We start from the raw sequence: 19,308 nt of genomic DNA on the forward strand, positions 1-19,308 counted from the left end.
CATGCAGATCCTCCTCGCGGGCGTCGTCGTACTCCCGCTGATCGGCGCACTCGCGGCGCTGCTCCCGGCCCCGCCCGGCCTGAAGGGACGCAACCCGGACCAGGCCGTGCTCCGGCACGGCGTGACCGTCACCGGCGTCGTCCTGGCCGCGTCCATCGCGCTCGCGGCCGGCTTCGACCACGGCGACCCCGCCCGGATGCAGGCTCAGACGGATATCAGCTGGATCCCGGCGCTCGGCATCCGTATCCACCTCGGCATCGACGGCATCTCGCTCCCCCTCCTGGTCCTGACCGCGCTGCTGACGTTCCTCTGCGCGCTCTACAGCTACTTCAAAATGCCTGCGGGCCCGTCTCCCAAGGCATTTGTCGCGCTGATCCTCGTGCTCGAGTCCGGCACCCTCGCCACCTTCGCCGTCCTCGACCTGATGCTCTTCTTCCTGGCCTTCGAGATGGTCCTCATCCCGATGTACTTCCTGATCAACCGCTGGGGCGGCGAGAACAGGCAGTACGCGGCCTGGAAGTTCATCCTCTACACGCTGCTCGGCTCCGTCGTGATGCTGCTGGGCCTCCTCCTCATCGGCCTGAAGTCCGGCACATTCGACATGGTGGCACTCGCCACTGACAACGGACCGAAATCCCAGCTCAGCCACACAGTTCAGCTCGTGGCGGTGCTCGCGATCGGCATCGGCCTGGCGGTCAAGGCGCCGATGTGGCCGCTGCACAGCTGGCTGCCCGACGCCCACACCGCGGCCCCCACCGTCGGCTCGGTCCTGCTCGCCGGCGTCCTGCTGAAGATGGGCACGTACGGGTTCGTGCGCATCGCGCTGCCCATCGCGCCGGACGGCATGCACACCTTCGCGCCGTACCTCGCCGCCTTCGCCGCGGTCGGGATCGTCTACGGCTCGCTCGCCTGCCTCGCGCTCGCCCGCCGCGGCGCCAAGGGCGACCTCAAGCGCCTGATCGCGTACAGCTCGGTCGGCCACATGGGTTTCGTACTGCTCGGCATCGCGTCCATGACGCCCACCGGCATCAACGGCGCCCTCTTCGCCAACATCGCCCACGGCCTCATCACCGGCCTGCTCTTCTTCCTGGTCGGCGCGCTCAAGGACCGGTACGGGACCACCGACCTGGACCGGCTCGCCGGCCGGACCGGCGCCGCGCTCTACGGGCGCGCGCCCCGCTTCGGCGGCCTGCTCGCCTTCGGGGCGATCGCCTCGCTCGGCCTGCCCGGCCTGGCCGGCTTCTGGGGCGAGATGCTCGCGATGTTCGGCGCCTTCAAGCCCGCCGACGGCCTCAGCCGCCCCGCCTTCCTGACCTTCATGGTGCTGGCGGGCTTCGGCACCCTGCTGACCGCCGCGTACCTCCTCGTCGTCGTCCGCCGGGTCTGCATGGGCAGCAAGGAGACCGCCGAGCAGGACGCGCTGGCCGCCGCCACGGGCGAGGGCGCGACCGCCGCGGTCACCCCGGGACCGGCCGCCGCGACCACCGCCGCCACGGCCCCCACCGCGGTCAAGGAGAAGGCCCCCGCCGTCCCCGACATCGCCCCCTACGAGTACGTGGCCTGGACCCCGCTGGCCGCCCTCACCGTCCTCGCCGGTCTCTGGCCCGCGGCCCTCCTGGGCCTCACCGACCCGGCCGTGCAGAACCTCCTCGGAGGCGGTAGCTGATGATGACCCTCGCCGCAGGCGGCGTCGTGAACCTCGTCCAGTCCGTGGACTGGCTCGCCATCGCCCCGCCCACTCTGGCCGCCGTCTTCGCCCTGATCGTCCTGGTCGCCGATCTCTTCCTCTCCGAGCGCCGCAAGCCGCTCCTCGGGTGGCTCAGCGTCCTGGGCCTGGTCCTGGCGAGCCTCTCGCTGCTGCCGCTCCTGAAGGGCGACCGCACCACCTTCTGCCTCACCGCGCACCCCGAGGTGTGCAGTTACGAGGCGGACCACTTCGCGCTCGTCATCCAGCTGCTCGTCCTCGGGGGCGCGCTGCTCACCGCCCTGCTCTCGGTCAATCCGATCAAGGACGAAAAGCTGCCCGGCGGGGAGTTCTGGTTCCTGCTGCTGTCCTCGGCGGCCGGTGCCGCCCTGCTGCCGGCCTCCCGGGACCTCGCCACGCTGGTCATCGCCCTCGAAGTGGCCTCGCTGCCCGCGTTCGCCCTCGTGGGCATCAGGCGCGGCGACCGGCTCTCCTCCGAGGCGGCGCTGAAGTTCTTCCTGTCCTCGGTCACCGCGACCGCCGTGATGCTGCTCGGCGTCAGCTTCGTGTACGCCGCCACCGGCAGCATGCACCTCGCCCAGGTGGCCGAGGCCCTCACCCAGCCGGACCCGCGGCTGGACGTGCTGGCCAAGGCCGGCGTCGCGCTCACCCTCGTGGGCTTCGCCTTCAAGACGGCCGCCGCGCCGTTCCACTTCTGGGTGCCCGACACGTATGTGGGCGCGCCGCTCCCGGTGGCCGCGTACCTCTCCGTGGTGGGCAAGGCCGTCGGCTTCTCCGGCCTGATCGTCGTCACGGTCAAGGGGTTCCCCTCGTACAGCGACGTCTGGGGCCCGGTCCTCGCCGTACTGGCCGCGCTCACCATGACCGTCGGCAACGTCGCCGCGCTGCGCCAGCGTCCCGACCGTGCGCACAGCGCCGTACGCCTGCTGGCCTGGTCCTCGGTCGGCCAGGCGGGGTACCTCCTGGTGCCGATCGCGTCCGCCGCGTACTCCGATGACGCCGCACACGCCATCGGGTCGACGGTGGCGTACGCCCTCATGTACGCGGCGGTGAACCTCGGGGCCTTCGCGGTGGCCGCCCTCGTGGCCCGCACGCACCCGGGTAACCGCATCGCCGACTACCGGGGCCTCTATGCCGCGCACCCCGTGTACGCGCTCGCCCTCGGCTTCTTCCTGCTGTGCCTGGCCGGCCTGCCGCCGGGCATCATCGGACTGTTCGCCAAGGTCACGGTCTTCTCCGCGGCCGTGGACGCGGGCCTGGCCTGGCTGGCCGTCGTGATGGCCGTCAACGTCGTGATCGCGCTCTACTACTACCTGCAGTGGACGGCGGTCCTCTTCCGCGCCCCGGAAGGCGCCCCCGAGGAAGCGGTCCGGCCCGCCCGGCCGCGCATCCCGGCCCCGCTCGCCACCGCGGTCGGCCTCACCGCGCTCGTCGGCATCGCACTCTCCGGCGCCCCACAACTGGTCCTGCGCTTCGCCTCAGGAGCGCTGCTCTAGGAGCCCCGAAAGCCGCCCCGAAGCAGCGCCGCGGCACCCCCGAAGCAAGCCTCACCCGAACAGACGAATGCCCCCCTCCAGGGGCCGAGGGAACCACGCTCCGCCGTCTGGCGTTGACCAGAAACGGAGGGTCCACTGAAAAGTGGACACGTAATCGCAAAGGGTTCCCCTGCCGCACGACCTGGAGGGCGTACCGTGCACCGCCGGCACAACGGGCTCAGGACCGCAGTACTCCTCGGGGGGCTGTCCGCGCTCATCATCGTCATCGGCAGCCTGTTCGGCCGTACGGGCCTGTTCATCGCGGTCCTCGTAGCGCTGGGCACCAACGCATACGCGTACTGGAACAGCGACAAGCTCGCCCTGCGCGCCATGCGGGCGCGCCCCGTGAGCGAGTTCCAGGCGCCCCAGCTCTACCGCATGGTCCGCGAGCTCTCCACGGCAGCGCGCCAGCCCATGCCCCGCCTGTACATCTCGCCGACCCAGGCCCCGAACGCCTTCGCCACCGGCCGCAATCCGCGCAACGCCGCGGTCTGCTGCACCGAGGGCATCCTCCAGCTGCTGAACGAGCGCGAGCTGCGCGGCGTGATCGGGCACGAGCTCAGCCATGTCTACAACCGCGACATCCTGATCTCCTCCGTCGCGGGCGCGCTCGCCTCCGTAGTGATGTTCCTGGTGAACTTCGCCTGGCTGATCCCCATCGGCAGATCGGACGACGACGAGGGCCCAGGACTGTTCGGCATGTTGCTGATCATGATCCTCGGGCCGGTCGCCGCGTCCCTCATCCAGCTCGCCGTCAGCCGCTCCCGGGAGTACGAGGCGGACGCCTCCGGCGCCCGGCTCACCGGCGACCCGCTCGCCCTCGCCTCGGCCCTGCGGAAGCTGGAGTACGGCACGCAGCAGGCTCCGCTGCCGCCTGAGCCGCGTCTGGAGACCGCGAGCCACATGATGATTGCGAACCCGTTCCGGGCCGGCGAGGGCCTCTCCAAGCTCTTCTCGACCCACCCCCCGATGCGGGAGCGCATCAGCCGCCTCGAGGAACTGGCAGGGTACAAACCGTGAAAACCATCCTGAACGTCATCTGGCTCGTCCTGTCCGGCTTCTGGCTGTTCCTCGGCTACGCCCTGGCCGGCGTGATCATGTGCGTACTGATCATCACGATCCCCTGGGGCATCGCGGCCTTCAGGATCGGCGTGTACGCCCTCTGGCCCTTCGGCTACACCACGGTCGAGCGGCGCGACGCGGGCGCCGCGTCCGCCCTGGGCAACATCATCTGGGTGGTGCTCGCGGGCATCTGGCTCGCCCTCGGGCACATCGTCACGGGCATCGCCCTGTGCGTCACGATCATCGGCATCCCCTTCGGCATCGCGAACTTCAAGCTGATCCCGGTGTCGCTGTTCCCGCTGGGCCGCGACATCGTCCGTACGGACCAGCCGTTCGCGGCACGCTGAAGGCGCGCTGAAGCGGCGTCCGTACGAGGCGGCTCCGTCCGCACGTAGAGACGCCGACGGGTCTGCACCTAGAGACGCCGACGGGGCGGCGCGCCGTGCGCGTGCCGCCCCGTCCGGTGAGTCCGTCGCCCCGTAGGCGCAGCGCCTACCGGTAGTTCACGAACTGGAGGGCGAAGTCCAGGTCCTTGCCCTTGAGGAGCTGCTGGACGGCCTGCAGGTCGTCGCGGCTCTTGGAGGAGACGCGCAGCTCGTCGCCCTGCACCTGCGCCTTGACGCCCTTGGGGCCCTCATCGCGGATGATCTTGGCGACCTTCTTCGCGTTCTCCTGGGAGATGCCCTCCTCGAGCGAGGCGAAGATCTTGTACTCCTTGCCGGAGGCCTGCGGCTCGCCCGCGTCCAGCGCCTTGAGCGAGATGCCGCGCTTGACCAGCTTGGACTGGAAGATGTCGAGGACGGCCTTCACCCGCTCCTCGGCGTTGGCGCGCATCTCGATCTTCTCGCCGGACCAGGCGATCGAGGCGTCGACGCCCTTGAAGTCGTACCGCTGAGAGATCTCCTTGGCGGCCTGGTTGAGGGCGTTGTCGACCTCCTGCCGCTCGACCTTCGAGACGATGTCGAAACTGGAGTCGGCCATGTTGAGTTGGCTCCTCGTACGTAGATCCGTCAGGGACGCGGCCCGTCCCGGACCGCCCCGCAAGCCTAGCCACCCGGGCAGCGGCCCCGGCCATGATCGGGGCGCGCGGAACCGAGTGGCGGACCACCCCCTGCCATCGGGTATGGTTTACGTCGTTGCCACGGAGCACCGCCGCAAAGCGGGGCGCCAAGGCAGCAATCCCAGGCGGTGTGCCCGAGCGGCCAAAGGGAGCAGACTGTAAATCTGCCGGCTCAGCCTTCCCAGGTTCGAATCCTGGCGCCGCCACAGGAGAGCGAAAGGCCCCCACGAGAGTGGGGGCCTTTGCGTGTTTGCTGTGCGGTTGCCCGGCGGGGGTTGTGACAGGGGCTCTCAGCCGCTTGCCGCGTCGCGTACCGCGTCCTCGACCGGTACGTCGCCGCCGATCAGCTCCAGCGTCCGGCCGGCCGTCTTCGGCTCGTCCAGCAGGGCCACCAGTACCGCCGCCACGTCGTCCCGAGTGACGTCGCTGCGGCCGGTCGACTCGGCGAGCCGCACCCGCCCCGTGCCCGCGTCGTCCGTCAGCCGCCCCGGGCGCAGGATCGTCCAGTCCAGGCCCGCCCTGGCCCGTACGTCCTCGTCCGCCGCGCCCTTGGCGCGCAGATAGGCGGCGAACACCGGGTCCGTGCCCTCCGGCGGCTCGCGGTCCGCTCCCATCGACGAGACCACCAGGAACCGCCGTACGCCGGCGGCCTCGGCGGCGTCGGCGAAGAGCGTGGCGGCGGCCCGGTCGACGGTCTCCTTGCGTTCGGCGCCGCTGCCGGGGCCCGCGCCCGCGGCGAAGACCGCGGCGTCCGCGCCCTCCAGGTGCCGCGCGATCTGCTCGACCGTGGCCGACTCCAGGTCGCACACGACCGGTTCGGCACCGGCGGCCAGGAGATCCCCGGCCTGCTCGGTCCGCCGGATGATGCCCGAGACCTCGTCCCCGCGCGCGGCGAGCAGTCGCTCCAGCCGCAGCGCGATCTGACCATGTCCTCCTGCGATGACAATGCGCATGATCCCGACCGTACGCCCGCGCGCCGCGGCCCGGGCGCCGAAGCTCCGCACACGCCGCCGGGTGCGGGCGTTCCACGCCATCCGGCGCACAGCGCGCCCCTGGAGAGCGGCCGAAATGCCCGCACTCGGAGCGCGGCCGAAGCGCCCGGGGCGCGTCCCAAAAGCCCGCGCCCGCGTGCGTGCCCGAAAAGCCCGCGCGCGTACCCGACAGCCTCCGTGGGCCCTCAGCGCTGCGACTGTCGCGGCAGTTCCAGTGCCACCGTCGCCTCCGAGTCGCAGTACTCGCGGACCGCGCTCGTACGGGCCACCACGCGCCCCTGGTGGACCACGATCCGGCTGTACGCCAGGGACAGCGCGGCCGCGATGCCGTCGCCGCGCACGGCCAGCAGCTCGGCCGGGAAGCCGGCCTCCACGCGGACCTCCGGGAGGCCCAGCGTCTCCCGCGCCGCCGCGCTCACCGCGTCGTACGCGCCCTCCGGGCTCGCCTCGCCGCGCGCCGCGAGCAGGTAGGCGGCCTCCAGGGGATCGCCCCGGCCGACCGGATTCGCGGCGTCCCGGAGCGCGCCGCTGCCCGCTGTGACCCGCACCCCGGCCGCCCGCAGCAGCCGCACCGGCGCCGGGCCCGTCACCTGTGAGGACGGCCGTTCCAGGCCCGCACAGTCGCCCTGCGGCAGACAGACGACCGTGACCCCGGCCGCCGCCAGCTGCTCCGCGGCGCGCGCGGCGACCCGCCACGGCATCCGGGCCAGCCCCGCGCACGGCCCGATGGCCACGCCGGGCCGCAGCCCGCCGGCCATCGCCGCCAGCCGGCCCAGCCGGGCCGGATCGTCCCCGTCGGTGTGCAGATCGACCGCGCAGCCGAACTCCGCGGCCAGCTCCAGGACCGTTTCCGCATAGCCCGCCGGGTCGGGGTCCAGGTCGGGGCAGCCGCCGAGCACCGTGGCGCCCATCTTCACGGCGTCCCGCAGCAGCGCCCGCGCGTCCGCGCCCGCCGCGCCGGTCAGCAGCCGCGGCACGGCCACCGCGGTGAGGTCGGCGAGCCCGTGCAGGGTCCGCCGGGCCTGCAGTACGGCACCCAGGGAGCGCAGCCCGGAGACGTCCCCGATCCGTACGTGGGTACGCAGCGCCGTCGCGCCGTGCCCCAGGTGCAGCAGCGCCGACTCCGTAGTGCGGCGCTGCACGTCGTCCGGGTCGTCGGAGGCGGGGCCGCGGCAGTCGGCGGTCAGCGCCGTGTCGCAGTGCGCGTGCGGTTCGGCGGGGGCCGGCAGCAGCAGGTAGCCGTGCAGGTCGATGCGGGGCCCTTGGGTGTCGAGGCTGCCGGTCGTGCCGACCGCCTCGATGTGCCCGCCGCCGAGCCGTACGTCCACCGTCCGGCCGTCGGCCAGCCGGGCGCCGCACAGCACCAGGGAGCCCGCGTCGGGCCGCTCGGACCGGCCGGCCCCGCGCGGCTTCCCCGGCTTCGGCTGATGCTGACTGCTGTCGGCCATCGCGCTCCTAGGGGGTGCAAGATCACGCAGCGTGGTCCGAGCCTAGGGCGCGGTACGGGCGCCTTCGAGCAGGCGCGGAATAGTCGTACCGGTGTGGTGTACGTGGCAGTTGTGGCGACGGGCCGATACGGATTTCACGTTTGGCTGTCGGCCGTGTAATGTCTTCATCGCTCGCCCCAATAGCTCAGTCGGCAGAGCGTCTCCATGGTAAGGAGAAGGTCTACGGTTCGATTCCGTATTGGGGCTCTGGTGTGTGAGGTACCCGCCTTCGGGCGGGTCCCGCTCGCATCGCAGCGGTGTAGCTCAGTCGGTAGAGCAAGCGGCTCATAATCGCTGTGTCACCGGTTCAAGTCCGGTCACCGCTACATACAGTAGCCGATTGTGGGGTCGGTCCTCCGATCGGCTACTATTCATGCGTTAATCCGTCCAACTTGTTCGTCAAGGAGCACTCACGTGGCTGCCACCGACGTCCGCCCGAAGATCACGCTGGCCTGCGTGGAGTGCAAGGAGCGGAACTACATCACCAAGAAGAACCGGCGTAATGACCCGGACCGTCTTGAGATGAAGAAGCACTGCCCGCGTTGCAACTCGCACACCGCGCACCGCGAGACGCGATAACAACGAAGGCACTGCTCAGATAAGCAGTTACTACGAGGCCGCCCCCACATTCGGGGGCGGCCTCGTAGCGTTGGAACCCACGTGCCACGCGTGACACCCCAGGAGGTTGCGAGTCATGGCGCTCGACCAGTCCTTTGCCGGACGAACGTACCCGCCCACCGAGCCGTACGAAGTGGGCCGCGAGAAGATCAGGGAATTCGCCGAGGCGATCGGTGATGCGAACCCGGCGTACACGGACACCGAAGCCGCCAAGGCCCTCGGGCACACCGATGTGATCGCTCCGCCGACTTTCGTGTTCGCAATAACGTTCAAGGACGCGCGACAGGTGGTCGAGGACCCGCAGCTGGGCCTGGACTACAGCCGGGTGGTGCACGGCGACCAGAAGTTCGTCTACACCCGTCCGGTGCGCGCCGGCGACCGGCTGACCGTGACCTCCACCATCGAGTCGATCAAGTCCCTCGCGGGCAACGACATACTCGATGTCCGCGGTGAGGTGCACGACGAGGCCGGTGAGCACGTGGTGACCGCGATCACCAAGCTGGTGGCCCGCGCGGCCGACGAGGAGGCCTGAGAGCGATGACGGCGAAGATCTCTTACGACGACGTCGAGGTCGGCACGGAGCTGCCCGCACAGTCGTTCCCCGTGACGCGCGCCACGCTCGTCCAGTACGCGGGCGCCTCCGGCGACTTCAACCCGATCCACTGGGACGAGAAGTTCGCCAAGGAGGTGGGCCTGCCGGACGTCATCGCGCACGGCATGTTCACGATGGCCGAGGCGGCCCGCGTGGTGACGGACTGGGTCGGCGACCCGGCGGCGGTGGCCGAGTACGGCGTGCGCTTCACCAAGCCGGTGGTCGTGCCGAACGATGACCAGGGCGCGGTCATCGAGGTGTCGGGGAAGGTCGCGGCGAAGCTGGACGACGATGCGCGGACGGTGCGGGTCGATCTGACGGCCGTGTGTGCGGGGCAGAAGGTGCTGGGGATGTCGCGGGCGGTTGTGCGGCTCGCCTGAGGCGCAGGTACGCAGGGGGCGGTCCCGGCAGCTGCTGGGGGCGCCCCCGTACTCTTGGGGGCGTGCAGGAACTTCACGATGCCCCTCTTGCCCCTCTGACCACTTTTCGGCTCGGGGGGAATGCCGCGCGGCTTGTCACGGCCACGACCGATGACGAGGTGATCGCCGCCGTCCGTGCGGCGGACGCGAGCGGTACTCCGCTGCTGATCATCGGCGGCGGCTCCAACCTCGTCATCGGCGACAAGGGCTTCGAGGGCACCGCGCTGCGCATCGCGACTCGTGGCTTCGACCTGGACGGCACGGCGCTGACGCTGGCCGCCGGCGAGAACTGGTCCGAGGCCGTGGCCCGTACGGTCGAGGCGGGGCTGGCGGGCGTCGAGTGCCTGGCCGGCATCCCCGGCTCCGCGGGCGCCACGCCGATCCAGAACGTGGGCGCGTACGGCCAGGAAGTGTCGGCCACCATCACCGAAGTGATCGCTTTCGATCGCCAGGCGGACGAGACGGTGACGCTGACGAACGCCGAGTGCGACTTCTCGTACCGGCACAGCCGCTTCAAGGAGCACCCCGACCGGTACGTCGTGCTGCGCGTCCGCTTCGCCCTGGAGGACGCGGGCGGGTTGTCCGCGCCCATCAAGTACCCCGAGACGGCCCGTGTGCTCGGCGTCGAGGCCGGGGACCGGGTGCCCGCCGTGACGGCCCGCGAGACGGTGCTGAAGCTGCGCGCGGGCAAGGGCATGGTCCTGGACCCGGAGGACCACGACACCTGGTCGGCGGGGTCCTTCTTCACCAATCCGATCCTCACGGCCGAGCAGTACCGGGAGTTCGTCGACCGGGTGCACGAGCGGCTCGGCGCCGATGTCATGCCGCCCGCCTTCCCCACGGGGGACGGGCGTACGAAGACGTCCGCCGCCTGGGTGATCGACAAGGCTGGCTTCACCAAGGGGTACGGGGACGGGCCGGCCCGGATCTCCACCAAGCACACGCTCGCGCTCACCAACCGGGGCGCGGCGACCACGGAGGACCTGCTCGCGCTGGCCCGTGAGGTGCGCGACGGGGTGCGCGCGGCCTTCGGGGTGACGCTGGTGAACGAGCCGGTGATGGTGGGCGTCGGCCTCTGAGGGCGCCCGACCGCGCGCCTCTGAAGGCGCCCAGCCGCGACGCGCCGTCCCGGGGGCGGCGCCGAGCGCGCCAGTAGGGCCGTCGCGCGGCCTAGTAGGCCACGCCCACGCCCTGCTTCACGGTCGCCGCGTCCGTGGCCATCGCCAGCATCGCGTGCGCCACGTCGGCGCGGGAGATCGTACGGCCGCTGCGCGGAGTCCCGCCGACGGTCGTGCGGTACGTGCCGGTCATGGGTCCGTCGGTCAGCTTCGGCGGGCGGACGGCCGTCCAGTCCGTCGCGGAGCGGGCCAGCTCGGCCTCCATGGCGGTGAGGTCGGTGTAGATGTCCTTCAGGAGCGTGCTGATCACCGTCCGTATGGCGCGGTCGAGGAACGGATCGTCCTCCGGGGCCGGGCCCACGGGGGCCGCGCTCACCACCAGGAGGCGCCGCACCCGCTCCGCTTCCATGGCATGCAGTACGGGAACGGTCACCCGGGTGGCGGTGCCCGCATCCTTACGGGAGCGCGCGCCCAGCCCGGAGAAGACCACGTCCCGCCCGGTCACTGCCGGGCGCAGCGCCTCGGGGTCCGCGAGGTTCGCGCGGAACACCTCCAGGCCCGGCCCCGAGGCCGTCAGCCGCACCGGGTCGCGGACCACGGCCGTCACCTCGTGGCCCGCCGCCAGCCCCTGCCTGACGATCTCCTGACCGATGCCGCCGGTCGCCCCGAAGACCGTGAGCTTCAGCGTCATGATGTCCGCACCTCCTGGGGTGGGTAAGTACTCACTCACCCCTTAGAGTGAGTGAATGCCCACCCCGAAGTCAACGCCCGCCAGAGTTCTCGACGCGGCCCACGAACTGCTGCGCACGACCGGCCTCGCGCGCACCACCACCAAGGAGATCGCGCGCGCCGCCGGCTGCTCCGAGGCGGCGCTCTACAAGCACTTCGCGAACAAGGAAGAGATCTTCGTACGGGTACTGAAGGAGCGGCTGCCGAGCGTCGGCCCGCTCCTGGAGGAGCTCACCGCCGACCCGGGGGAGCGCAGCGTCGAGGAGTGCCTGACCGCCGTCGCCCGCCGGGCCATGGACCTCTACGCGCAGACGCTGCCGATCGCCGGCTCGCTCTTCGCCGAGCCCGCGCTGCTGCGGCGGCACCGGGAGGGCCTGGCGGAGCTGGGCACGGGGCCGCACGAACCGCGCGACCAGCTCGCCCGCTACCTGCGCCGGGAGCGCGACCGCGGCCGCATCCGCGCCGACGCCGACCCCGAGGCCGCCGCCGCGCTGCTGCTCGGCGCCTGCTTCCAGCGCGCCTTTTTCACCGCCTTCTCGGAAGGCACGGCGACGGAAGGCACGGGGACGGAGCCCGCGGGCGACTTCGCGGCGGAGCTGGCCCGGACGGTCCTCACGGGCATCGGCTGAGGCGCGCGCCTCCACGGGGGCCGCGCAGCGTCTCAGTAGGCCGGTCTCAGTCCGCCAGCCACGCGTCGATGTCCGCCAGTATGCGCCGCTGCTCCTCCAGGGGCGCGCGCGAGCCGCGTACCGACTGCCGGGCCAGTTCGGCCAGTTCGTCGTCCGAGAAGCCGTGGTGCTCGCGGGCGATCTCGTACTGCGCGGCCAGTCGCGCCCCGAAGAGCAGCGGGTCGTCGGCGCCGAGCGCCATCGGCACCCCGGCGTCGAACAGCGCCCGTAGGGGCACGTCCTCCGGCTTCTCGTACACGCCCAGCGCCACGTTCGAAGCCGGGCAGACCTCGCAGGTCACCCCGGAGTCCGCGAGCCGCTTCACCAGATACGGGTCCTCCGCCGCCCGTACGCCGTGCCCGACCCGGCCCGCGTGCAGGTCGTCCAGGCAGTCCCGGACGCTGGCGGGGCCGGACAGCTCGCCCCCGTGCGGCGCGGCCAGCAGCCCGCCGTCCCGGGCGATCGCGAACGCCCGGTCGAAGTCGCGCGCGAAACCGCGTCGTTCGTCGTTGGAGAGGCCGAAACCGACCACCCCGTGGTCGGCGTAGCGCACCGCGAGCCGGGCCAGCGTGCGGGCGTCCAGGGGGTGTTTCATGCGGTTCGCGGCGACCAGGACGCGCATCCCGAGGCCGGTCTCGCGGGAGGCGGTCGCCACCGAGTCCAGAATGATCTCCAGCGCCGGGATCAGCCCACCCAGTCTGGGCGCGTACGAGGTGGGGTCCACCTGGATCTCCAGCCAGCGGGAGCCGTCCCTGACGTCCTCCTCGGCCGCCTCGCGCACCAGCCGCTGGATGTCCTCGGGCGATCTCAGGCAGGACCGCGCGATGTCGTACAGCCGCTGGAAGCGGAACCAGCCCCGCTCGTCGGTCGCCCGGAGCTTCGGCGGCTCGCCGCTGCTGAGCGCCTCCGGCAGGTGGACGCCGTACTTCTCGGCGAGCTCCAGCAGGGTCGAGGACCGCATGGACCCGGTGAAGTGCAGATGGAGATGGGCCTTGGGCAGCAGACGGAGATCTCGGACACGCACCATTCCAGGATCTTGCCGCACACCACCGCCGATCCGGTAGGCCCATCCTCGAACGAAGGATTGTGTGAACATGCGAACGGCGGGTTTCGGACTGATCCGAAACCCGCCGCTCTGCGTGCGCTTACTTGGCCTCCGCCAGCAGGCGCTGGATGCGCGTCACGCCCTCGACGAGGTCCTCGTCGCCCAGTGCGTACGAAAGGCGCAGGTAGCCCGGGGTGCCGAAGGCCTCGCCCGGGACGACCGCGACCTCGGCCTCCTCCAGGATGACCTCGGCCAGCTCGACGCTGGTCTTCGGCTGCTTGCCGCGGATCTCCTTGCCGAGCAGGCCCTTCACCGAGGGGTACGCGTAGAACGCGCCCTCGGGCTCGGGGCAGACGACGCCCTCGATCTCGTTGAGCATCTCGACGATCTTCCGGCGGCGGCGGTCGAAGGCGACCTTCATCTCGTCGACGGCCTTCAGGTCGCCGGAGACGGCCGCGATGGCGGCGGCCTGGGCGACGTTGGAGACGTTCGACGTGGCGTGCGACTGGAGGTTCGTCGCGGCCTTGATGATGTCCTTCGGGCCGATCACCCAGCCCACCCGCCAGCCCGTCATGGCGTACGTCTTGGCCACGCCGTTGACGACGATGCACTTGTCGCGCAGCTCGGGCACCACGACCGGCAGCGAGGAGAACTCCGCGTCGCCGTACACGAGGTGCTCGTAGATCTCGTCCGTCATGACCCACAGGCCGTGCTCGGCGGCCCAGCGGCCGACCGCCTCGACCTGCTCGCGGCTGTAGACCGCGCCGGTCGGGTTGGACGGCGACACGAAGAGCACGACCTTCGTGTTCTCCGTACGGGCCGCCTCCAGCTGCTCCACGCTCACCCGGTAGCCGGTGGTCTCGTCGGCCACGACCGGGACCGGGACACCGCCCGCGAGCTGGATCGACTCGGGGTAGGTGGTCCAGTACGGGGCCGGGACGATGACCTCGTCGCCCGGGTCGAGGATCGCCGCGAACGCCTCGTAGATGGCCTGCTTGCCACCGTTGGTCACCAGGATGTTGGCGGCCTCGACCTCGTAGCCGGAGTCGCGCAGCGTCTTCGCGGCGATCGCGGCCTTGAGCTCGGGCAGACCGCCGGCCGGGGTGTACCGGTGGAACTTGGGGTCGCGACAGGCCTCTACGGCGGCCTCGACGATGTAGTCCGGTGTCGGGAAGTCGGGCTCACCGGCGCCGAAGCCGATCACCGGGCGCCCGGCGGCCTTGAGAGCCTTCGCCTTGGCGTCCACGGCCAGCGTGGCGGATTCGGAGATCGCGCCGACGCGGGCCGACACACGACGCTCGGTAGGGGACTGTGCGGGTGGAGTAGCAGCGCTCATACCTGCATCGTCGCAGACCGGTCGGGCGCCCGGCACGACGGTCCGTCCCGGTCGGCCCGGGGGTTTCCGTTCGACGCCCGGCCCCGGAGCACGTACACTCGACCACCGTTGGCTCCCCGACGGGTCGTCGGCGGCCGCGCACACAGTGCACCGGTCGCATGCTGTAGGTTGGGGAAACCACAAAGGGTCGTAGCTCAATTGGTAGAGCACTGGTCTCCAAAACCAGCGGTTGGGGGTTCAAGTCCCTCCGGCCCTGCTACACGCACTTGATTCACCAGGGTGCGTGCACGCGTACGTAAGGCAATGCACCGCCGTGCGGGCTCTACCGGGCGCGGCACGGCCACGACCCGGATTCAGGTGAGGACGAGTGACGGACGCCCTGGGCTCCATCGACATGCCTGAGCGTGGCCGTTCCGATGACGACGCGACCGAGTCCAAGAAGCCCCGCCGTGGCGGAAAGCGCGGCAAGAAGGGCCCCCTCGCCCGGCTCGCACTGTTCTACCGCCAGATCATCGCGGAACTCCGCAAGGTCGTCTGGCCGACGCGAAACCAGCTTTCGACGTACACCACCGTGGTGATCGTCTTCGTAGTCATCGTCATTGGTCTCGTAACCGTGATTGACTTGGGAATCAAGGAAGTCGTCGATTACGTCTTCGCCTGATCCCGCGATGGGCGCCTGAAGCGGGCGCCCGTTCGCATGTTCAACCCCTTGTAGCCAGGAAGAAGCAGCCACAGTGTCTGACCCGAACCTGAACGAGCCCGCCGAGCCCGTCGCGGCGGCAGCGGCCGACGTCGACGCGGCGGCTACGGCCGAGGTCGAGGGCGACGACACCCAGCAGGAGATCGTCGAGGGCGCGGACGCCGTCGACGAGCTCGACGCTGAGGACGCTGCCGCCGGCGAGCCCGCCGAGGAAGCCGCGGTGCGTGCCGAGTCCGCGGAGGAGGCCGAAGAGGCCGCCGAGGACGAGGAGCCCGTCGACCCGATCGCGGCGCTGCGCGAGGAGCTGCGCGGCCTGCCCGGCGAGTGGTACGTCATCCACACCTACGCGGGCTACGAGAAGCGCGTGAAGGCCAACCTGGAGCAGCGCGCCGTCTCGCTCAACGTCGAGGACTTCATCTACCAGGCCGAGGTGCCCGAGGAAGAGATCGTCCAGATCAAGAACGGTGAGCGGAAGAACGTCCGTCAGAACAAGCTCCCGGGCTACGTGCTCGTGCGCATGGACCTGACGAACGAGTCCTGGGGCGTCGTCCGCAACACCCCGGGCGTCACCGGCTTCGTGGGCAACGCCTACGACCCGTACCCGCTCACGCTGGACGAGATCGTCAAGATGCTCGCCCCGGAGGCCGAGGAGAAGGCCGCCAAGGAGGCCGCCGAGGCCGAGGGCAAGCCGGCGCCGCAGCGCAAGGTCGAGGTCCAGGTGCTGGACTTCGAGGTGGGCGACTCGGTCACCGTCACCGACGGCCCGTTCGCCACGCTGCAGGCCACGATCAACGAGATCAACGCCGACTCGAAGAAGGTCAAGGGCCTCGTCGAGATCTTCGGCCGCGAGACCCCGGTCGAGCTGAGCTTCGACCAGATCCAGAAGAACTGACCTCGTCAGGACACTCCTGGAACAACTGCTTCCGACGCAGGTCAGGCGGGCCCTCGCGGCCGGTCTGACCTGCTCGGTTTTTAGCCGCACCTCTATACCCGTTATCGTTGTGCGGTATGCCTCCATCCGGATGACTGGGTGGTCGGCTGGAAACTCTCACTAGGACCCGGAGAGAGCAATGCCTCCCAAGAAGAAGAAGGTCACGGGGCTCATCAAGCTCCAGATCCAGGCCGGTGCCGCTAACCCGGCCCCGCCGGTCGGCCCCGCGCTGGGTCAGCACGGCGTCAACATCATGGAGTTCTGCAAGGCCTACAACGCCGCGACCGAGTCGCAGCGCGGTTGGGTCATCCCGGTGGAGATCACGGTCTACGAGGACCGTTCCTTCACCTTCATCACGAAGACCCCGCCGGCCTCCAAGATGATCCTGAAGGCCGCGGGCGTGGACAAGGGCTCCGGCGAGCCGCACAAGACCAAGGTCGCCAAGATCACGGCCGACCAGGTCCGCGAGATCGCCACCACCAAGATGCCCGACCTGAACGCCAACGACCTGGACGCCGCGTCGAAGATCATCGCCGGCACCGCCCGTTCCATGGGCATCACGGTCGAGGGCTGACCTCAGCCATCAGGCACCTCCGTGGCAGGGCCAGGCGCTGGCCCGGACCACGACTCCACCTGCCAGGCGGCACGAGCCGCATGGCGTAACTGCATTCAGGAGCAGCAGTGAAGCGCAGCAAGACTCTTCGCAACGCGGACGCGAAGATCGACCGGGAGCGTCTGTACGCCCCGCTCGAGGCCGTCCGTCTCGCCAAGGAGACCGCCTCGGTCAAGTTCGACGCGACCGTCGAGGTTGCCATGCGTCTGGGTGTCGACCCGCGCAAGGCCGACCAGATGGTCCGTGGCACCGTGAACCTCCCGCACGGCACCGGTAAGACCGCCCGGGTCCTGGTCTTCGCGACCGGTGACCGTGCTGCGGCCGCGGAGGCCGCCGGCGCCGACATCGTCGGCGCGGACGAGCTCATCGACGAGGTCTCCAAGGGCCGCCTGGACTTCGACGCCGTCGTCGCCACCCCGGACCTCATGGGCAAGGTCGGCCGCCTCGGCCGCGTGCTCGGTCCCCGTGGTCTGATGCCGAACCCGAAGACCGGCACCGTCACCCCGGATGTCGCCAAGGCTGTCAACGACATCAAGGGCGGCAAGATCGAGTTCCGCGTGGACAAGCACGCGAACCTCCACTTCATCATCGGCAAGGTGTCCTTCGACGACGCCAAGCTGGTGGAGAACTACGCCGCGGCGCTCGAGGAGATCAACCGCCTCAAGCCGTCCGCCGCCAAGGGCCGTTACATCAAGAAGGCCACCGTCACCACGACGATGGGCCCCGGTGTTCCGCTGGACGCCAACCGCACCCGCAACCTCCTCGTCGAGGAGGACCCGGCCGCGGTCTGAGCCTGACGGCTCGCGTGTACGCGTGAGGCCGGGCCCCGCACCGTTTCGACGGTGCGGGGCCCGGCCTTTTGTGTACGGGCCGCGGGTACGGGCCGTACGGCGCTGTACGGGCCTGTGGCGGCGCTTGCGCGGGTGCGTCGTGGCTGGGGCTTCGCTGCTCGGCTGACGCCGGTGGTCGTCCGCTGTGCCAGCCCGTCCCGCCTTGCGGGACGATCTCCCACAGCGGGGGGCGATTTGCCTGTGCGAGGAGGGTTCGCGTACCGTACCGGAGAAGCCAAAGACCGCTGGTTGTCTCTGTGCGCCCGTTCGGGTGTGCGGTGGCCGAAGGATCCGCTAGCTGCGGACGGCCTGCGCAGGTGATCGAGGAAGTTCTCCCGGAGATGCATGTCTTCGGTCGAGTCCGCCCCGTGCGCCTGCGCCGGGGCGTTTGTTTTGCCCAGCCCCTTCTGCGCGGTCCTCATCACCCGGAAGGAGGCCGAGGCTCATGGCAAGTCCTGACAAGGTCGCAGCTGTCGAGGAGATCACGGACAAGTTCCGTAACTCCAACGCCGCTGTCGTCACCGCGTACACCGGACTTACTGTCGCGCAGATCAAGGATCTGCGTCGTTCGCTCGGTGACAACGCTCAGTACCGTGTGGTGAAGAACACGCTGACCAAGATCGCGGCCCAGGAGGCCGGGATCTCCGTGCTGGACGAGCACCTCGTGGGCTCGACGGCCGTCGCCTTCGTGACCGGTGACCCGGTCGAGGCGGCGAAGGGTCTTCGTGACTTCGCCAAGGAGAACCAGAACCTCGTCATCAAGGGCGGTGTCTTCGAAGGGAAGGCACTCTCCGCTGACGACATCAAGAAGCTTGCGGACCTCGAGTCCCGCGAGGTTCTGCTCGCCAAGCTGGCGGGCGGCATGAAGGCGTCCATGGCCAAGGCCGCGGCGACCTTCCAGGCCCCCCTCACGAAGTTCGCCCGCACCGCGGACGCGCTTCGCAGCAAGGCCGAGCAGGGCGGTGCCGAGTAATTCGGCTCGCACATTGACCGCCGCCTGAGGCGACGGTCGAAGCGGGCCCAACGTACGCCCGCCGACATGTACATCCGGCACCAGCCGATTTAGTGGAAGGACCGCCACCATGGCGAAGCTCAGCCAGGAAGACCTGCTCGCGCAGTTCGAGGAGATGACCCTCATCGAGCTCTCCGAGTTCGTGAAGGCCTTCGAGGAGAAGTTCGACGTCGAGGCTGCCGCCCCGGTCGCCGTTGCCGCCGCCGGTGCCCCGGGCGCCCCGGCCGCCGAGGCCGCTGAGGAGCAGGACGAGTTCGACGTCATCCTCACCGGTGCGGGCGACAAGAAGATCCAGGTCATCAAGGTCGTGCGCGAGCTGACCTCCCTGGGTCTGAAGGAGGCCAAGGACCTCGTGGACGGCACCCCGAAGCCGGTCCTCGAGAAGGTCGCCAAGGACGCCGCTGACAAGGCCAAGGAGGCCCTCGAGGGCGCCGGCGCCTCCGTCGAGGTCAAGTGACCTCTGTCAGTCGCTGACTGAACACCTCCGGGATCCCGGGCTTCGCCTGGTCCCGTGCCAAGGGCGATCACCCATGCGGGTGATCGCCCTTCGGCGTTCCGATGTCCTTGCCGGGTTGCCGCGCACTCCCGTGCGAGTATGGTGATCTTCGTTGTCCGGCCGTGCGCCTCGTGACGATCTCCCTGGGGTGGGGGGCCTTGACGAACAGCACGCGGCGCGCAATTCTCGGGACGCGACGTCAGAAGCGATCCGGAGTCCGAGGCATGGATCGCCGACGAAGAGGGCAGTATCGATGTGCGCCCAGGGGCGCATGGCATGCAGCAGGCGCTGAGCGTGAGGAATGACAACGAGGGGTATCCCTCCTAGAGGGAGCCTTCCGGAGGAGAGATTGGGTGCAGA

21 protein-coding genes and 4 tRNA genes are annotated in these 19,308 nt (G+C 70.1%); 19 read left to right on the forward strand and 6 right to left on the reverse strand.

The window, feature by feature from the left end; all coding sequences use genetic code 11:
- The first annotated feature begins 1 nt into the window (after nt 1).
- From AB0I82_RS25815 to AB0I82_RS25830, 4 genes are all read left to right on the forward strand, one after another.
- Nucleotides 2–1,666, forward strand: a complete 1,665-nt coding sequence (locus AB0I82_RS25815) for an NADH-quinone oxidoreductase subunit M (protein ID WP_363260002.1) — start codon at nt 2–4, stop codon at nt 1,664–1,666.
- A gap of 2 nt (nt 1,667–1,668) precedes the next feature.
- A complete protein-coding gene (locus tag AB0I82_RS25820) occupies nt 1,669–3,201 on the forward strand; it encodes an NADH-quinone oxidoreductase subunit N (RefSeq protein ID WP_363260003.1) in 1,533 nt (510 codons plus the stop codon).
- 195 nt (nt 3,202–3,396) lie between these two features.
- A complete protein-coding gene (gene htpX / locus AB0I82_RS25825; RefSeq protein ID WP_363259747.1) occupies nt 3,397–4,260 on the forward strand; it encodes a zinc metalloprotease HtpX in 864 nt (287 codons plus the stop codon).
- The gene (locus AB0I82_RS25830; RefSeq protein ID WP_363259748.1) at nt 4,257–4,649 is read left to right on the forward strand and encodes a YccF domain-containing protein; all 393 of its coding nucleotides are present in this window, start codon (nt 4,257–4,259) and stop codon (nt 4,647–4,649) included. Before htpX ends, AB0I82_RS25830 begins: the two co-directional genes overlap by 4 nt.
- A 145-nt stretch (nt 4,650–4,794) precedes the next feature.
- Here AB0I82_RS25830 and AB0I82_RS25835 read toward each other — a convergent pair whose 3' ends face one another.
- Nucleotides 4,795–5,283 carry a YajQ family cyclic di-GMP-binding protein gene (locus tag AB0I82_RS25835; RefSeq protein ID WP_351590465.1) on the reverse strand — a complete coding sequence of 163 codons (489 nt, stop codon included), beginning with the start codon at nt 5,281–5,283 and terminating at the stop codon, nt 4,795–4,797.
- 203 nt (nt 5,284–5,486) lie between these two features.
- Between AB0I82_RS25835 and AB0I82_RS25840 the strand changes: the two genes are divergently transcribed.
- Nucleotides 5,487–5,568, forward strand: a tRNA-Tyr gene (locus AB0I82_RS25840).
- 84 nt (nt 5,569–5,652) lie between these two features.
- On the opposite strand, the gene AB0I82_RS25845 is transcribed toward AB0I82_RS25840, so the two are convergent.
- A complete protein-coding gene (locus tag AB0I82_RS25845; RefSeq protein ID WP_363259749.1) occupies nt 5,653–6,315 on the reverse strand; it encodes an NAD(P)H-binding protein in 663 nt (220 codons plus the stop codon).
- Nucleotides 6,316–6,539: 224 nt separating this feature from the next.
- Entirely contained in the window at nt 6,540–7,802 is a 1,263-nt protein-coding gene (locus tag AB0I82_RS25850; RefSeq protein WP_363259750.1) for an amidohydrolase family protein, read from the reverse strand.
- 173 nt (nt 7,803–7,975) lie between these two features.
- On the opposite strand from AB0I82_RS25850, the gene AB0I82_RS25855 reads away from it, so the two are divergent.
- From AB0I82_RS25855 to AB0I82_RS25880, 6 genes are all read left to right on the forward strand, one after another.
- Nucleotides 7,976–8,048, forward strand: a tRNA-Thr gene (locus tag AB0I82_RS25855).
- Between the two features lie 46 nt (nt 8,049–8,094).
- Nucleotides 8,095–8,167: transfer RNA gene (locus AB0I82_RS25860), tRNA-Met, on the forward strand.
- Between the two features lie 88 nt (nt 8,168–8,255).
- The gene (gene rpmG / locus AB0I82_RS25865) at nt 8,256–8,420 is read left to right on the forward strand and encodes a 50S ribosomal protein L33 (RefSeq protein ID WP_006604855.1); all 165 of its coding nucleotides are present in this window, start codon (nt 8,256–8,258) and stop codon (nt 8,418–8,420) included.
- A 115-nt stretch (nt 8,421–8,535) separates the two neighbouring features.
- Entirely contained in the window at nt 8,536–8,991 is a 456-nt protein-coding gene (locus tag AB0I82_RS25870) for a MaoC family dehydratase N-terminal domain-containing protein (protein ID WP_363259751.1), read from the forward strand.
- 5 nt (nt 8,992–8,996) lie between these two features.
- Nucleotides 8,997–9,431 (forward strand): MaoC family dehydratase, encoded by a 435-nt coding sequence (locus tag AB0I82_RS25875; protein ID WP_363259752.1) that lies wholly within the window; start codon nt 8,997–8,999, stop codon nt 9,429–9,431.
- 62 nt (nt 9,432–9,493) lie between these two features.
- Nucleotides 9,494–10,549, forward strand: a complete 1,056-nt coding sequence (locus AB0I82_RS25880) for a UDP-N-acetylmuramate dehydrogenase (protein WP_363259753.1) — start codon at nt 9,494–9,496, stop codon at nt 10,547–10,549.
- 91 nt (nt 10,550–10,640) lie between these two features.
- Here AB0I82_RS25880 and AB0I82_RS25885 read toward each other — a convergent pair whose 3' ends face one another.
- Complete coding sequence (locus tag AB0I82_RS25885; RefSeq protein ID WP_363260004.1) at nt 10,641–11,273, reverse strand: NAD(P)H-binding protein; 633 nt, start codon at nt 11,271–11,273, stop codon at nt 10,641–10,643.
- A 61-nt stretch (nt 11,274–11,334) separates the two neighbouring features.
- Between AB0I82_RS25885 and AB0I82_RS25890 the strand changes: the two genes are divergently transcribed.
- Complete coding sequence (locus AB0I82_RS25890) at nt 11,335–11,946, forward strand: helix-turn-helix domain-containing protein (protein ID WP_363259754.1); 612 nt, start codon at nt 11,335–11,337, stop codon at nt 11,944–11,946.
- A gap of 46 nt (nt 11,947–11,992) precedes the next feature.
- Here AB0I82_RS25890 and AB0I82_RS25895 read toward each other — a convergent pair whose 3' ends face one another.
- Nucleotides 11,993–13,012, reverse strand: coding sequence for an adenosine deaminase (locus tag AB0I82_RS25895; protein ID WP_363259755.1), 1,020 nt, complete (start codon nt 13,010–13,012; stop codon nt 11,993–11,995).
- 118 nt (nt 13,013–13,130) lie between these two features.
- Nucleotides 13,131–14,366, reverse strand: coding sequence for a pyridoxal phosphate-dependent aminotransferase (locus AB0I82_RS25900; RefSeq protein ID WP_363259756.1), 1,236 nt, complete (start codon nt 14,364–14,366; stop codon nt 13,131–13,133).
- Between the two features lie 183 nt (nt 14,367–14,549).
- Here AB0I82_RS25900 and AB0I82_RS25905 point away from each other — a divergent pair.
- From AB0I82_RS25905 to rplL, 7 genes are all read left to right on the forward strand, one after another.
- A tRNA-Trp gene (locus tag AB0I82_RS25905) sits at nt 14,550–14,622 on the forward strand.
- 111 nt (nt 14,623–14,733) lie between these two features.
- On the forward strand, nt 14,734–15,027 hold the full coding sequence (gene secE, locus AB0I82_RS25910) for a preprotein translocase subunit SecE (RefSeq protein WP_030262752.1): 294 nt from the start codon (nt 14,734–14,736) through the stop codon (nt 15,025–15,027).
- Nucleotides 15,028–15,100: 73 nt separating this feature from the next.
- Nucleotides 15,101–15,958, forward strand: a complete 858-nt coding sequence (gene nusG / locus AB0I82_RS25915; protein WP_363259757.1) for a transcription termination/antitermination protein NusG — start codon at nt 15,101–15,103, stop codon at nt 15,956–15,958.
- A gap of 178 nt (nt 15,959–16,136) precedes the next feature.
- On the forward strand, nt 16,137–16,571 hold the full coding sequence (gene rplK, locus AB0I82_RS25920) for a 50S ribosomal protein L11 (protein ID WP_363259758.1): 435 nt from the start codon (nt 16,137–16,139) through the stop codon (nt 16,569–16,571).
- Nucleotides 16,572–16,678: 107 nt separating this feature from the next.
- Complete coding sequence (gene rplA / locus AB0I82_RS25925) at nt 16,679–17,401, forward strand: 50S ribosomal protein L1 (RefSeq protein WP_363259759.1); 723 nt, start codon at nt 16,679–16,681, stop codon at nt 17,399–17,401.
- A 484-nt stretch (nt 17,402–17,885) separates the two neighbouring features.
- Nucleotides 17,886–18,413, forward strand: coding sequence for a 50S ribosomal protein L10 (gene rplJ / locus AB0I82_RS25930; RefSeq protein ID WP_030262771.1), 528 nt, complete (start codon nt 17,886–17,888; stop codon nt 18,411–18,413).
- A 109-nt stretch (nt 18,414–18,522) separates the two neighbouring features.
- Entirely contained in the window at nt 18,523–18,909 is a 387-nt protein-coding gene (rplL, locus tag AB0I82_RS25935) for a 50S ribosomal protein L7/L12 (RefSeq protein WP_030262775.1), read from the forward strand.
- The last annotated feature ends 399 nt before the right edge of the window (nt 18,910–19,308 follow it).

This window comes from Streptomyces sp. NPDC050315 (assembly GCF_040655775.1).
GTDB lineage: Bacteria > Actinomycetota > Actinomycetes > Streptomycetales > Streptomycetaceae > Streptomyces.

Bases quoted from the DNA above. Each gene is read 5' to 3' on its own strand.
- AB0I82_RS25815 (WP_363260002.1), top strand. From the start codon at position 2: ATGCAGATCCTCCTCGCGGGCGTCGTCGTACTCCCGCTGATCGGCGCA.
- AB0I82_RS25870 (WP_363259751.1), top strand. From the start codon at position 8,536: ATGGCGCTCGACCAGTCCTTTGCCGGACGAACGTACCCGCCCACCGAG.
- AB0I82_RS25890 (WP_363259754.1), top strand. From the start codon at position 11,335: ATGCCCACCCCGAAGTCAACGCCCGCCAGAGTTCTCGACGCGGCCCAC.
- AB0I82_RS25875 (WP_363259752.1), top strand. From the start codon at position 8,997: ATGACGGCGAAGATCTCTTACGACGACGTCGAGGTCGGCACGGAGCTG.
- AB0I82_RS25845 (WP_363259749.1), bottom strand. From the start codon at position 6,315: ATGCGCATTGTCATCGCAGGAGGACATGGTCAGATCGCGCTGCGGCTG.
- rplK (WP_363259758.1), top strand. From the start codon at position 16,137: ATGCCTCCCAAGAAGAAGAAGGTCACGGGGCTCATCAAGCTCCAGATC.
- rplJ (WP_030262771.1), top strand. From the start codon at position 17,886: ATGGCAAGTCCTGACAAGGTCGCAGCTGTCGAGGAGATCACGGACAAG.
- AB0I82_RS25850 (WP_363259750.1), bottom strand. From the start codon at position 7,802: ATGGCCGACAGCAGTCAGCATCAGCCGAAGCCGGGGAAGCCGCGCGGG.
- rplL (WP_030262775.1), top strand. From the start codon at position 18,523: ATGGCGAAGCTCAGCCAGGAAGACCTGCTCGCGCAGTTCGAGGAGATG.
- AB0I82_RS25835 (WP_351590465.1), bottom strand. From the start codon at position 5,283: ATGGCCGACTCCAGTTTCGACATCGTCTCGAAGGTCGAGCGGCAGGAG.
- AB0I82_RS25820 (WP_363260003.1), top strand. From the start codon at position 1,669: ATGACCCTCGCCGCAGGCGGCGTCGTGAACCTCGTCCAGTCCGTGGAC.
- AB0I82_RS25900 (WP_363259756.1), bottom strand. From the start codon at position 14,366: ATGAGCGCTGCTACTCCACCCGCACAGTCCCCTACCGAGCGTCGTGTG.
- AB0I82_RS25895 (WP_363259755.1), bottom strand. From the start codon at position 13,012: ATGGTGCGTGTCCGAGATCTCCGTCTGCTGCCCAAGGCCCATCTCCAT.